The sequence below is a fragment of the Gracilinema caldarium genome (assembly GCF_029265695.1).
Taxonomy (GTDB): domain Bacteria; phylum Spirochaetota; class Spirochaetia; order Treponematales; family Breznakiellaceae; genus Gracilinema; species Gracilinema caldarium_A.
Window position 1 is genome coordinate 14,487 of sequence record NZ_JAJUHW010000037.1, and the last position, 12,590, is coordinate 27,076.

The 12,590-nt window shown below is 48.4% G+C and carries 11 protein-coding genes; 9 read left to right on the forward strand and 2 right to left on the reverse strand.

Annotated elements, in window-relative coordinates:
• Positions 1-3 precede the first annotated feature (3 nt).
• Positions 4-1,347 (forward strand): xylose isomerase, encoded by a 1,344-nt coding sequence (xylA, locus tag Q7P68_RS11105; RefSeq protein WP_304225652.1) that lies wholly within the window; start codon positions 4-6, stop codon positions 1,345-1,347.
• A gap of 76 nt (positions 1,348-1,423) precedes the next feature.
• Here the strand turns inward: xylA and Q7P68_RS11110 are convergent, their stop codons facing one another.
• On the reverse strand, positions 1,424-2,149 hold the full coding sequence (locus Q7P68_RS11110) for a pseudouridine synthase (protein ID WP_304225654.1): 726 nt from the start codon (positions 2,147-2,149) through the stop codon (positions 1,424-1,426).
• Between the two features lie 124 nt (positions 2,150-2,273).
• Between Q7P68_RS11110 and Q7P68_RS11115 the strand changes: the two genes are divergently transcribed.
• Positions 2,274-3,095: an undecaprenyl-diphosphate phosphatase gene (locus tag Q7P68_RS11115; RefSeq protein ID WP_304225656.1), complete on the forward strand. Its 822-nt coding sequence runs from the start codon at positions 2,274-2,276 to the stop codon at positions 3,093-3,095.
• Between the two features lie 36 nt (positions 3,096-3,131).
• On the opposite strand, the gene Q7P68_RS11120 is transcribed toward Q7P68_RS11115, so the two are convergent.
• On the reverse strand, positions 3,132-3,923 hold the full coding sequence (locus Q7P68_RS11120) for a head GIN domain-containing protein (protein WP_304225657.1): 792 nt from the start codon (positions 3,921-3,923) through the stop codon (positions 3,132-3,134).
• A 126-nt stretch (positions 3,924-4,049) separates the two neighbouring features.
• Here Q7P68_RS11120 and grpE point away from each other — a divergent pair, with 126 nt between their 5' ends.
• The 7 genes from grpE to Q7P68_RS11155 all read left to right on the forward strand — a co-directional run.
• A complete protein-coding gene (gene grpE, locus Q7P68_RS11125; protein ID WP_304225659.1) occupies positions 4,050-4,835 on the forward strand; it encodes a nucleotide exchange factor GrpE in 786 nt (261 codons plus the stop codon).
• Positions 4,836-4,893: 58 nt separating this feature from the next.
• Positions 4,894-6,804 (forward strand): molecular chaperone DnaK, encoded by a 1,911-nt coding sequence (dnaK, locus tag Q7P68_RS11130; protein ID WP_304225661.1) that lies wholly within the window; start codon positions 4,894-4,896, stop codon positions 6,802-6,804.
• A 21-nt stretch (positions 6,805-6,825) separates the two neighbouring features.
• Positions 6,826-7,950: a molecular chaperone DnaJ gene (gene dnaJ / locus Q7P68_RS11135; protein ID WP_304225663.1), complete on the forward strand. Its 1,125-nt coding sequence runs from the start codon at positions 6,826-6,828 to the stop codon at positions 7,948-7,950.
• A gap of 129 nt (positions 7,951-8,079) precedes the next feature.
• Positions 8,080-9,432, forward strand: coding sequence for a sodium-dependent transporter (locus Q7P68_RS11140; RefSeq protein WP_304225665.1), 1,353 nt, complete (start codon positions 8,080-8,082; stop codon positions 9,430-9,432).
• Between the two features lie 73 nt (positions 9,433-9,505).
• Complete coding sequence (gene udk / locus Q7P68_RS11145) at positions 9,506-10,120, forward strand: uridine kinase (protein ID WP_304225666.1); 615 nt, start codon at positions 9,506-9,508, stop codon at positions 10,118-10,120.
• A 43-nt stretch (positions 10,121-10,163) separates the two neighbouring features.
• Complete coding sequence (locus Q7P68_RS11150) at positions 10,164-11,543, forward strand: PP2C family protein-serine/threonine phosphatase (RefSeq protein WP_304225668.1); 1,380 nt, start codon at positions 10,164-10,166, stop codon at positions 11,541-11,543.
• 3 nt (positions 11,544-11,546) lie between these two features.
• A partial coding sequence (locus tag Q7P68_RS11155) for a hypothetical protein (protein WP_304225670.1) occupies positions 11,547-12,590 on the forward strand: 1,044 nt, incomplete at its 3' end.

A 12,590-nucleotide genomic window follows, 5' to 3' on the forward strand; every position in this document is an offset into this window, starting at 1 on the left:
AAGATGGCGGACTATTTTGTAGGGAACAAGGAATATTTTCCCGGTATCGGTAAGATCAAGTATGAAGGACCAAAAAGTGATAATCCCTTGGCCTTCAAGTATTATGATCCGGACAAGAAGATTGGCGGCAAGACAATGAAGGAGCACCTCCGTTTTGCCGTAGCTTACTGGCACAGCTTCTGCGGCGACGGAACTGATATGTTCGGCGCAGGCACCCAAAAGCAGCCCTGGAAACAGGATGCCAAGGACCCCATGCAGTTGGCAGAACACAAGCTGGATGCGGCTTTTGAGTTTATTACCAAGCTCGGGGCTGAGTTCTATGCATTCCACGACCGGGATATTGCTCCGGAAGGTGCAACGCCGGCGGAAAGCGAGAAAAACCTGATGAGCATTGTGGCCAAGGCCAAGGAACGGCAGAAGGCTACCGGTGTAAAGCTCCTCTGGGGAACTGCAAACCTCTTTTCCAATCCCCGTTTTATGAACGGTGCGGCTACCAATCCGGACTTTGCGGTGGTGAGCCATGCGGCCGCCCAAGTAAAGGCTGCCATTGATGCAACCATTGAGCTAGACGGTCAGGGTTATACCTTCTGGGGCGGCCGCGAAGGTTACATGTCTCTTCTAAACACTGACCTGAAACGGGAAAAGGAACATATGGGGCGCTTCCTTGTTATGGCCCGGGACTATGCCCGCAGCTGCGGCTTTAAGGGTGTCTTCTACATTGAGCCCAAGCCGATGGAGCCCTCCAAGCATCAGTATGATTTTGATGTAGAGACCGTGGCGGGCTTCCTGAAACAATATGGCCTGGAAAAGGACTTCCGCATGAATATCGAAGCTAACCATGCGGAACTGGCGGGTCACGATTTCCACCATGAACTGGAAACCGCAGCTGCTTTGGGCCTCTTCGGCTCAGTCGACGCAAACCGGGGAGATCCGCGGAACGGCTGGGATACGGACCAGTTCCCCATGAGCTATTATGAAACAAGTCTTGCCATGCTTACCATCCTTAAGGTTGGCGGCTTTACCACCGGAGGACTCAATTTTGATGCCCACATCCGCCGCAACTCGGTAGATCCAACGGATCTGTTCGAAGCCCACATCGGCGGTATGGATGCCTTTGCGGTCGGCCTTGAAGTAGCCCATCGGATTATTCAGGACGGTAAATATGCGGCCTTTGTAAAGCAGCGCTATGCATCCTTTGATTCCGGTGATGGTGCCCGGTTCGAAAAGGGCCAGATGAAGTTCGAAGAACTGGCAGCTATTGCAAAGGAATACGGCAATGCGGGCTTTACCAGCGGCAAACAGGAACGGCTGGAAAATCTGCTGAACCAGTACCTCCTGGGGCTGTAAAATTTTAACAAAAGGGGAGCCGGATTTCGGTTCCCCTTTATGTCGGACACATGCAGGCTAGCAGCCGGCGGCGATGTCAGCCGGGCCGGTATCCAGCGGCAGCCAGGAGTTCGACGGAGAGGTAGCACCATTGGCCCCGCTCTATGTGCAAATCCTCGAGCCGCAGGCCGCCGACGGCGGTTCGTTCTAAGCGAGCACAGTGGTTTCCCGCAGCCGCAATCATGCGGCGCACCTGGTGGTATTTCCCTTCATCAATAACAAGTTCAATATCGTAATCTGAGATTTTTCTGCATTCTATCGCTGCTGTCGCGTTCACTTCGTCTCTCAGGAGGACTCCCTCTCGAAGGGCTGCGAGAAAAGAATCGGTGACTGGCCGAGCCGTACCCGCCCTATAGGTTTTGGATACTAGTTTTTTGGGACTGGTGAGTCCGTGGATGCACTGTCCGTCGTCGGTAAAAATAAGAAGTCCCTCGGTATCCCAGTCGAGGCGGCCTGCGCTTTGTATACCCCGGCGAACAAACTGGGGTGGAAAAAGTTCAAAAACCGAAGGATGGTGGCTTGGCTTTTGGGAACATTCCCAGCCCGCTGGCTTATTCAGCGCAAGGTACAGTTTTTCGTAATAGGGCCAGTCTGTGTTATCTATTCTAATAGACTTAATAGCCTCGCAATTTAAAAGTTCATCAGGATTTGTCACCGGCCGTTCATCAATCTGTAGCCTCTTTTCTTTTATGATGACGGTGCATTCTGCGCGGCTGCCAAAGCCTTGGCTCTGGAGGAGTTTTACGGCGGTGAGTATTGCCATGGCTGTATTCTACTGGCTGCCTTGATGGCGGTCAATGCGAAACCCATTACCTGATCCAGTTGTCTTTAATCTTTTGGTATTATTCGCTACAGTAGTCTGAGAATAACACAAGGAGAACCTTTTCATGAGCATTTTACAGGCAATTTTTTTGGGTTTTTTGCAGGGCCTTACCGAATTTCTTCCCGTGAGCAGTTCAGGTCATCTGGTGCTAGCGCAAAAGATTATGGGGATTTCAGAACCGGCGCTGTTTTTTGATACCCTGCTCCATGTGGGGACTCTGGTGGCAGTTCTTATTGTTTTATGGAAAGATGTGTGGGCGTTGATGAGGCGGCCCTTTCAGCGGCTTACAGGGCTTATTATCCTGGGTACCCTGCCGACCATTGTAATTGCCCTTGTCTTTAAAGATGCAATAGAACATGCCTTTACAAGCGGTGCCTTTCTTGGTATCGGTTTCCTTTTAACTACCGGGCTTTTACTTGGAGCAGAATACCTTTCATCCCGCAAAACCGCTGGCCGCGGCGAGACGGAAATGAAGTATACCGATGCGCTGCTTATTGGCACTTTACAGGGTGTGGCTATTTTCCCCGCCGTGTCCCGTTCCGGTTCTACCATTGCGGGTGCCCTGGGCGTTGGTCTAAACAGGGAATTTGCCGCCCGGTTCAGCTTCCTTATGGCGATCCCCGCCATTCTTGGTGCCTTTGTACTGCAGCTCAAGGATCTGCTCCCCGCGCTTAAAGCCCATGATACGGAAACCATCTTTGGCGGCATTGGGCTGCCTGCGATAATCGCTGGTACGGTAACCGCCACGGTGGTTGGCATTTTCGCAGTCCGCTTTATGCTCAACCTCATAAAGAACAAAAATCTCAAAGGGTTTGCCCTTTATACTGCTGTACTCGGGGTTTTGGTTCTTGCCGATCAGGCCTTGTTTCACCTCTTTTTTAAATAGGGTTTGATGAACTGGTCTCGCTTTTGTCCCGCTTTTCTAGCGGGACCTGAGTTTTCCTGATCCCGGCGTTTTGCTTTGAATGCTGGGGGTTCCCGAATATATCACATCCCCTGAGCCTGCAATGGTAACATCAAGATTCTTATAAACTCCTATCTCGCTGTTTCCTGAACCTAAAATGGTAATGGATGCCTCGGTACCGTTGAGATTTTCACCCCTGAGGTCCCCCGAACCAAGAATTTTATGAGATAGTTTTTCTGCTCGGCCTGAAATATTCAGATTTCCTGCCCCCAATACCGTAATATGCAGGTTATCCACCTCTACCGGAGCGAGGATATCTCCAGAACCGGCAATTTCTATAGAAAAATCTTTGCCTTTTAGGGTATCCGTAATGGTTACCGCTGCTGAACCAGCAATAGAAATTGAGCGCAGTGATGGGGTTGTTATTTCAAATTCAATAGGAGTATTGAAGGTAAAACCGATGGCATTTTTTTGTGAAAGAATGAGGGTTTTGCCCTCCTGTTCTGTGGTTATGTTTTCCAGAAGAGCCTGGTCGGCCCGGATCTTTAATGAAGGCGTGTTTCCAATATGGATTGTTACCTTGCCGGTTCCGGGTATTTTAAGGGTGTCAAAATCGCTGATTTGCCTTGTTTGTTCTGCTATTTGTCCGCTGAGGCTGATCTGTTTGCCGAATGGCAACGGTATAGAAGGCAGATGCAGTCCGGGAAGACTCAATGTTGACCCACTGTGCCGCTGCAAGGTATTGGTAAAAACGACCCCAACCCCAATGAGGGCTGACAGCAAAAGAGCGTATTTAATGGCGTTTTTCATACCCATACTGTACACCGCCCTGACTGTTCCTTCAATGCTGATAGGAGACTAATAACCGAATTTTCTTGACCCTTGAGTATTTAAATGAGTATTTTAAAGGCAAAACCCACGTAACAGGAAAGAATAATGTCAAAGCATAGCACCGAACATAATAATCATGATGGGAAAAAACATGCCCAGACCCAGAATTCTAGGGCGGAAAACCAGACAGAGAGTGGTGTTTCACCGGAGAATTCGGTAGAAAGCGGTGCGGCACAGGCCGCGGTTCACGAGGCCTCTGATACTGGAAACGCCTCCCAACAAAAAGGGGCGGAACAAAATAATGCGGACGTAATAAAAGCAGAACTGGAGGCAAAAATTACTGCATTGGAAGCCGAATTGTCCGAATTAAAGGATCAATATTTGCGCAAGGCCGCGGAATTTGAAAATTTCCGGAAACGGCTTCAGCGGGAAAAACAGGATGCCATCGATTTTGCAAACCAGTCGCTGCTGCTGGATTTAATTCCCGTCATCGACGATTTTGAACGGGCTATTAAATCTTCTGAGGCAGCCCGAGACTATGATGCCCTTCACGAGGGTATTAGCATGATCGAAAAGCGGCTTGTGTCCCAGCTGGAAACAAAATGGGGGCTTGTGCGTCTCGAATCGGCAGGTGAACCCTTTGATCCTAATAAACATGAGGCTATCATGATGGAGCAGTCTGACTCGGTGCAGGAGCCGACGGTCGGCGAGGATTTTATCAAGGGGTACAAGCTTAAAGAACGGATCATACGGACTGCGAAAGTAAAAGTGTTAATGCCCGCCGAACAATCCTCATCTGCGGGGCAATCTGGGCCTGACGGACAGGCAGCGGCTGCGGGGCAATCCGCGGACGGAAATCCCAATGCGGGCGGAACAGGGTCTGACAAATAGGACGATAGGGTCCTGAATTTAGTATATTGTAACTAGATACGTAAACAAGGAGCATTGTATGGGTAAGATTATAGGAATTGACCTTGGAACTACCAACTCGTGTGTCGCCGTCCTGGAAGGAGGCGAACCGGTAGTAATCCAGAACTCCGAAGGTGGTCGTACGACACCGTCTATTGTTGGTTTTACAAGCAAGGGTGAACGGGTTGTCGGTCAGCCCGCCAAGAACCAGATGATTACCAACCCCGAAAATACCGTCTATTCTATTAAACGGTTTATGGGCCGCCGCTATGCTGAAGTAACCAGCGAAATGAAATTAGTGCCCTACAAAGTAGTTGAACAGGGCGATGATGTACGGGTCGATATTCAGGGTAAACTCTATTCCCCGCAGGAAATTTCTGCCTTTATTCTGCAGAAAATGAAAAAGACCGCAGAAGATTACCTGGGTGAACCGGTAACCGAGGCGGTCATCACGGTACCCGCTTATTTTAACGATGCCCAGCGGCAGGCAACCAAAGACGCGGGCAAAATCGCTGGTCTTGAGGTTAAGCGTATCATCAACGAACCGACCGCCGCAGCCCTTGCCTTCGGTTTTAACAAGGACCAGAAAAAGGAAAAGGTTATTGCTGTGTATGACCTTGGCGGTGGTACCTTCGATATTTCTATTCTTGAACTGGGCGAAGGGGTCTTTGAAGTCAAATCCACCAACGGCGATACCCACTTGGGAGGCGACGATTTTGACCGCCGGATAATGGAATGGCTTATTGATGAGTTCAAAAAAGATACGGGAATTGATCTTGGCAAGGACCGCATGGCCCTGCAGCGGATTCGGGAAGCCTCCGAGAAAGCAAAGATTGAACTTTCTGCAGTACAGAGTACGGAGATAAATCTTCCCTTTATCACCGCCGATGCATCGGGTCCAAAGCACCTGCAAAAAACCTTGACCCGGGCAAAATTTGAGCAGATGGTGGATGACCTTTTTGAACGGACCAAGGAACCATGCCGAAAGGCTCTGGCCGATGCGGGACTCACGGCTGACCAGATTGATGAAGTTATCCTTGTCGGCGGTTCTACCCGAATTCCTGCGGTTCAGAAGCTGGTACGGGACCTGTTTGGCAAGGAGCCCAATAAGGGCGTTAACCCTGACGAAGCGGTAGCCATTGGTGCTGCAATCCAGGGCGGTATCTTGGGCGGCGATGTTAAGGACGTACTCCTTTTGGATGTTACCCCCCTGTCACTGGGTATCGAAACCCTTGGCGGCGTCATGACCAAGCTGATACCGCGGAATACCACCATTCCCACCAGGAAGAGCCAGATTTTCTCCACCGCCGCCGATGGACAGACTGCGGTTTCTATCCATGTTCTCCAGGGTGAGCGGGAAATGGCAAGCCAGAACCGAACGCTGGGACGTTTTGACCTGGTAGGTATTCCTCCGGCACCCCGCGGTGTTCCTCAGATTGAAGTTACCTTTGATATAGACGCTAACGGTATTGTCCATGTATCCGCAAAAGACCTGGGCACCGGAAAAGAACAGAAGATTCGGATCGAAAGCTCCAGCGGCCTCAGCGAAGCCGATATCGAGCGTATGGTCAAGGAAGCAGAAGCCCATGCCGAAGAAGATCGGCGTGAGCGTGAACGGGCTGAGGCTCGGAACGAGGCGGATACGCTCATCTATACAACTGAAAAGAGCCTTAAGGACCTGGGTGACAAGGTAAGCCCCGCTGACAAGTCCCGTATCGAAGAAGCCGTTGCGGATCTTAAGAAGGCAATGGAAGGAAGCGATGTGGGGGCTATAAAGGCTAAAACTGAGGCTCTGAAACAGGCTTCCTATAAACTGGCAGAGGAAATGTACAAGAATGCAGGTACTCAGCCTAGTGCCGGTGCTGCAGGAGATGCCGGTGCCTCAGGCGGTTCCGGAACCCGTTCGGCCGAAGATGTAGACTACGAAGTAGTCGATGATGACAAAAAATAACCTGTGAAAAAGGATGCCGACGTGGCCAAACGTGATTACTACGAAGTCTTGGGTCTTCAGAAAGGCGCATCCAAGGATGATATAAAGAAGGCTTATAGAAAACTCGCCATCCAATATCACCCGGACAAAAATCCGGGTAATAAGGAGGCGGAGGAAAAATTCAAGGAGGCCACCGAGGCCTATGAGGTCCTCTCCGACGATCAGAAACGGGCTGCCTATGATCAGTTCGGATTCGCCGGAGTGGAAGGCATGGGCGGGGGCCAGCAGGATTTCTCCTCGGCCTTCCGGGATTTCGAAGATATTTTTGGAGATTTCTCTGGTATCTTCGATACCTTTTTTGGGGGTGGCAGCAGGCGCTCCTCCCAGTCCTCATCGGGGCTGCGCCAGGGCGCAAATCTAAGATATGATGTCGAAATACCCTTTAAGGATGCGGTTTTCGGAACCAAGGTAGACATTCAATATACGCGGAACGAAGCCTGTTCCACCTGCCACGGTACAGGCGCTGCAGGGGGCGCTGGCCGAAAGGTCTGTACGACCTGCGGCGGTACGGGCCAAATCCGCAGGAGCCAGGGCTTTTTCTCTATCGCAAGTCCCTGTCCAACCTGTGGCGGAGAAGGGTATGTGATTGAGCATCCCTGTAGAGACTGCGGGGGAAGCGGTACCCAGAAAAAGAAGCAGAAAATCGTGGTTACCGTTCCACCAGGTATCGAGGAGGGGAAGCGGGTTGTCATCCCGAATCAGGGAGATGTGGGTCCCAATGGCGGGCCCTATGGCGACCTGTATGTGTTTATCAGGATTAAGCCCCATGAATACTTTGAACGGGATGGATTGGATTTATACTGTGCAGTTCCCATATCCATTACTCAGGCAGCGCTTGGAGCTGAACTGTATGTTACCACCTTGGATGGCAGGAAGATAAAGGTTAAAATTCCTGCTGGTATCCAAAACGGCAAGATGCTCCGTATCCGTGAAGAGGGTATTCCTTCAGGCGGGCGAAGGGGAGATTTGTATATTAAACTCATGATACAAATTCCCACCAAGCTTTCCAAACGGGGCCGGGAACTTCTGGAGGAACTTGCTAAGGTAGAAGGGGAAGAAAGCTCTCCTCAGCCGATTCCCCTCTCCGAACTGCGAAACAATCAGTAGAGGTTCTTGAGCGAGCCCTTAATTTATAGTGAAGATATTTAATAGGCTTTATATACTGCTGCTATGTATGGTAGTATATAAAGCCTTTTTTATACATAAGGGTGATTTTTTAACATTAAAGGGACTTGTATGACTAAGCAACGTGATGGTTTTGCTTCTTCGCTTGGTGCCTTTACGGCAACGGTTGCTTCCGCGGTTGGTTTGGGTAATATTTGGAAATTTCCATACCTCGCAGGGGTAAATGGCGGGGCAGCATTTGTGCTGACCTATCTCTTAGCAGTGGCATTGGTGGGACTGCCCATCTTGGTGGCCGAACATGCGATTGGAAGAAAAATGCGAAAAGACGCGGTTGCAAGTTATGCAACAGTTGTGCCCCGTGAAGGCTTTTGGGTTCTTATTGGGTATGCGGGGGTTGTAGCGGCTTTTCTCATCATGGCCTTTTATTCTGATGTGGCAGGTTGGGTTTTTAGTTATATTGTAAAATCCTTCATGGCCGCCTTTCGCGGGACAGGACCTTTGAGCGCTCAAGATTTTGCTGCCCTGGCAAGCGGTACCTGGGAACCCCTCATATGGCAGATTGGGGTAGTTGTCTTTGTGTCTTTAATTGTCGCAGCTGGCGTGTCTAAGGGAATAGAAGCCGCGACCAAGCTTACCATGCCGATTTTGCTTGCCTTGTTGTTGCTCTGTGATATCAGGGCTCTCACCCTGCCAGGGGCTTTTAAGGGGGTCACTTTTTTATTTGCCCCTGATTTTAGCAAGCTAAGCGGCACTGTTATACTTTCTGCCTTGGGACTTGCTTTTTTCAAGCTTTCTTTAGGGATGGGAACTATGACAACCTATGGTTCCTATATGCCTGAATCGGTCCGCCTCGTGCCTAATGCAGGACGGGTTGCTCTCGCTGATACCCTCGTTTCAATTCTTGCAGGTTTGGCCATTTTCCCCGCCGTATTTGCTTTTGGTTTTGAACCTGCATCAGGCCCTTCGCTGCTCTTTATTTCTATTCCCGCGGTGTTTTCCAAAATGCCCTTCGGGAATTTCTTTACCGTACTCTTTTTCCTGCTTTCCGCCCTCGCTGCAACAGGGGCCATGATAAGCCTTATCGAAGTACCGGTTGCCTGGCTCAGCGGCAAAATGAAGTTGCCCCGGCCTAAAGCGGTTATAATAACAGCTTTGGGAATTATTGTTCTTGGTATTCCTGCCACGTTGTCCCTTGGCCCTTGGAAGGAGGTACAGCTCTTTAAGATGGGGTTCTTTGACCTTTTTGACTATATCCAGCAAAATCTTTTGCTTCCTCTGGGAGGCCTCGCGATTGCTATTGTGGCTGGCTGGAGACTGCGAAAGTCTGATTTTTTGAATGAACTAGCCGGTCAGGAAAAGGGGAAAAAATGGTATCTTACATTGGTGTATATATTTATAAAATATATTAGCCCTGCGCTTATTGTACTTGTGTTCCTCAACGGTTTTGGAGTGTTCGGAAAATAAAAATACCTTTTCCGCCGGTACTGTTGCGCCCCCATAAGCCTTAGGGTATACTGACCGGCGGAGGCTTTTCCTGATGAGTGATTGCAAGGTCATCGGTATTTGCGGGGGCTCAGGTTCCGGAAAAACAACGATTGTCAGAAAAATTTCTGAGCTCTTTTCTGATTTTGTCTTTCTTGCCCAGGATAATTATTACAAATCCGCTGAATTCATTTCAAATAACAATATAACTGCCTTTAATTTTGACCATCCCGAAGCTTTTGATAATGATCTTTTAATTGATCATCTTTTAAAACTGAAAGATGGGAAATCTATCGAAATGCCTCAATACGACTTTGTACATCACCGACGAAAGGCTGAGACGGTCCATATAGAACCAAAAAAGTTAATTATTTTCGAAGGAATTATGATCTATACCAATAAAATGGTGCGGGATCTTATCGATTTAAAAATATTTGTCGATACTCCTGATGATATACGCTTTATTAGACGTCTGCAGCGGGACATACATGAGCGGGGTAGGACGGTCGATTCGGTTATCGAACAGTATATCAATGTGGTGCGTCCGGGACACTTTGAATTTATAGAGCCCACCAAGGTGTATGCGGATATCATTATTCCTGAAGGTGGCCATAACGAAAACGCCCTGTCTGTATTAATGTCATTTATTAGAGAAATAATTCAAAATTGACAATTCTGGCAGACTAACAGTATAAAGGAAGAGGCGGTGCATTATGTATAGAACTATTGTTAAGTCCCTGGAAATAAGCACGCTGATAGTTGTTATGATCCTTTTTGCGACCATAACACCGCTTCTCAGCCGTGACATCCAATTTCTGGGAACGATTCTTGTCGCAGGTACCGGTTTTGTGTTGCTGCGGCTTTTATATAGTAATATTACTCAGCGTATTACTGGTTACTTAAAAAACCTCTTTTTTAATAAGGGCGATACACTTTTGCTGGTTAATTTTGTTGACCGGCTCCGTTTCTGTTTTACCATCGGTGACTTAATCAGCGCATTCCGAGAAATACTGGAGACTAGGGCTGACAGTACCGTTATGTTTATGGACATGTCCAAGCGATACATGGTGTATAACAGTCCAACCATTATTGGTATGGATCAGCATGTATTTGATGAACTTGTCCGTCATTATGAATCATGGCGAGACGGTATTTATTTTTTTGATGACAATCTGGATCTTGTTTCGAACCACCGCAAGAGCCGTGGCTTTTTTGTAGTCAGCGGAAATCTGCATTGCTATGTATTTATGCGCTTTGTCAGGAATATGGATGAGGAGATTTTTCCGCAGATTTTTGCCGAATATACCACCTTCCTGAAACGAAATGAAACAATAGAGAAAATGTTTGCCATAGCGGCGGTTTCAAAAGAATGGTCCATGGTTGCCGAAACTCAGCGGGCTTTTTTGCCTAAAAAACTGCCTGAAATTCCTAAAGTAGAACTGGCTTCCTATTTTAAACCCCTGGTGAATGTTTCTGGCGATTATTACGATGTGCTGCAGATCGACTCAGATCGGACACTGCTGCTCCTGGGGGACGTATCGGGAAAGGGGCTTGCGGCAGCCCTAATCATGGGAATTGTGGTCAACACCATTCGCATTATGGAAAAGAAGGATGACCTCGAACAGGTGGTTCGGACTGTAGACGCCGCTATAAAGGGCATGAAGCTGCAGGATAAATACACGGTTCTGTTTTTGGGGCTTTTAGACACTAAAAAAATGGAACTTTCCTATGTAAATGCTTCCATGGCTGACCCGCTTATTATTTCTGAAACGAAGGCAGGCCGGCAAATCCGCCGATTGGGATCCAACTGCAGCGTAGTCGGTATATTGGACCTTGATACGGTAGGGGTTGATACGGTGAAGCTGCTTCCCGGGGATGTGATTCTCATGGCATCCGACGGTGTTTCAGAGGTAAGCAACGAGCAGGGTGAAATGCTCGGAGATACGGAAGGATGGATCGATTTTGTGGTAGATGAGTCCCGCTGCTCAGCCCAGGAATTTGTTCAAAAATTATCAGATCTCGTGTTCAAACATGCAGCGGGCACAAAATTGCGAGATGACGTTACGGTCCTCGTTGCAAAGGTTCAGGAGTAACCCATGATTATCTCCATTCTAAATTATGCCTTATCACTAACATTGCTTATTTATGGATTCAGGGTCCGATTCCGCAGTGCTGAATCACAGAACACCCAGCTTATATTTTATTACTGTATAGCTGCCGCCGTTGCGGCTTTGGGGTTGGGCGCCGGTTATTCAGCAGCTCTGTCACGCTATCCTGGTGCTGCGCTCTTTTTTATCCGTCTTACTGCTACAGCTGTAGCAGGGACCCATATTATTGTGTTTTTACTTGCATTTTCCTTTCCCTACGAACGGAATGTACGACTATTACGTACAGTGGGCATGCTTTTCTGGATCGCCCTTGGCTTAGTCATCCTTTTTTCCGATATGTACGAAGTACAGGTTAGCTGGGAAGCTGGAGAGCTCGTCCATGTCCGCGGGTCTCTCTTTATTCCTGTTACCGCAGGAGGCTTTGCTCTAGGAATTCTGAGCGCCCTTGTATTGTTTATTCGTCGATTGTTTTTTAAAAGTCAGATTTATAAACTACAAACTCTTTTGGTGGTGGTTGGCCTTTTATCGGGGTATATCGTCACCTTTTCGCTTGCGGTCCTGCTTCCGGTTCAGTTCGGACTGGTGTGGACCTATCCGTTTATGATGCTGGGCGGTACATTGCTTGCTTTTACCCTCGGATACGGTATTTCCATAACCCGGCTTATTGATATTCGTTCTGTGGCTAGTTCGCTTATTTCTTTTATTCTTTACTCCCTCGTGGTCGGTGGTATAAGCGGAATAGTCTATTCACTGTCTTTTTTATTAATCCGGGACATGCCTTATATCGTCATAGTACTTGCTGGTATGGCGGTCTTTTTAATCGCCGATATTTTTAGTGGTAAATTAAGGGCCCGCTTTAAGGCGTTACTCCAGGGGCAGGGTGCTTATGCTGAACGATTGGAAGATGGGCTTTCAAAGATCGATTATTCCAAAGGCCGCGATGTTGTTATCACCGAGTTTATCCAGCAGCTGCAAAGTACCATGGGGTGTTCATCGGTACATTTGCTCATAGACAACGATGAAGAACAGCTC

Coding starts and splice junctions, on each gene's coding strand:
- xylA (WP_304225652.1), top strand. CDS start 4: ATGGCGGACTATTTTGTAGGGAACAAGGAATATTTTCCCGGTATCGGT.
- Q7P68_RS11110 (WP_304225654.1), bottom strand. CDS start 2,149: ATGGCAATACTCACCGCCGTAAAACTCCTCCAGAGCCAAGGCTTTGGC.
- Q7P68_RS11115 (WP_304225656.1), top strand. CDS start 2,274: ATGAGCATTTTACAGGCAATTTTTTTGGGTTTTTTGCAGGGCCTTACC.
- Q7P68_RS11120 (WP_304225657.1), bottom strand. CDS start 3,923: ATGAAAAACGCCATTAAATACGCTCTTTTGCTGTCAGCCCTCATTGGG.
- grpE (WP_304225659.1), top strand. CDS start 4,050: ATGTCAAAGCATAGCACCGAACATAATAATCATGATGGGAAAAAACAT.
- dnaK (WP_304225661.1), top strand. CDS start 4,894: ATGGGTAAGATTATAGGAATTGACCTTGGAACTACCAACTCGTGTGTC.
- Q7P68_RS11140 (WP_304225665.1), top strand. CDS start 8,080: ATGACTAAGCAACGTGATGGTTTTGCTTCTTCGCTTGGTGCCTTTACG.
- udk (WP_304225666.1), top strand. CDS start 9,506: ATGAGTGATTGCAAGGTCATCGGTATTTGCGGGGGCTCAGGTTCCGGA.
- Q7P68_RS11150 (WP_304225668.1), top strand. CDS start 10,164: ATGTATAGAACTATTGTTAAGTCCCTGGAAATAAGCACGCTGATAGTT.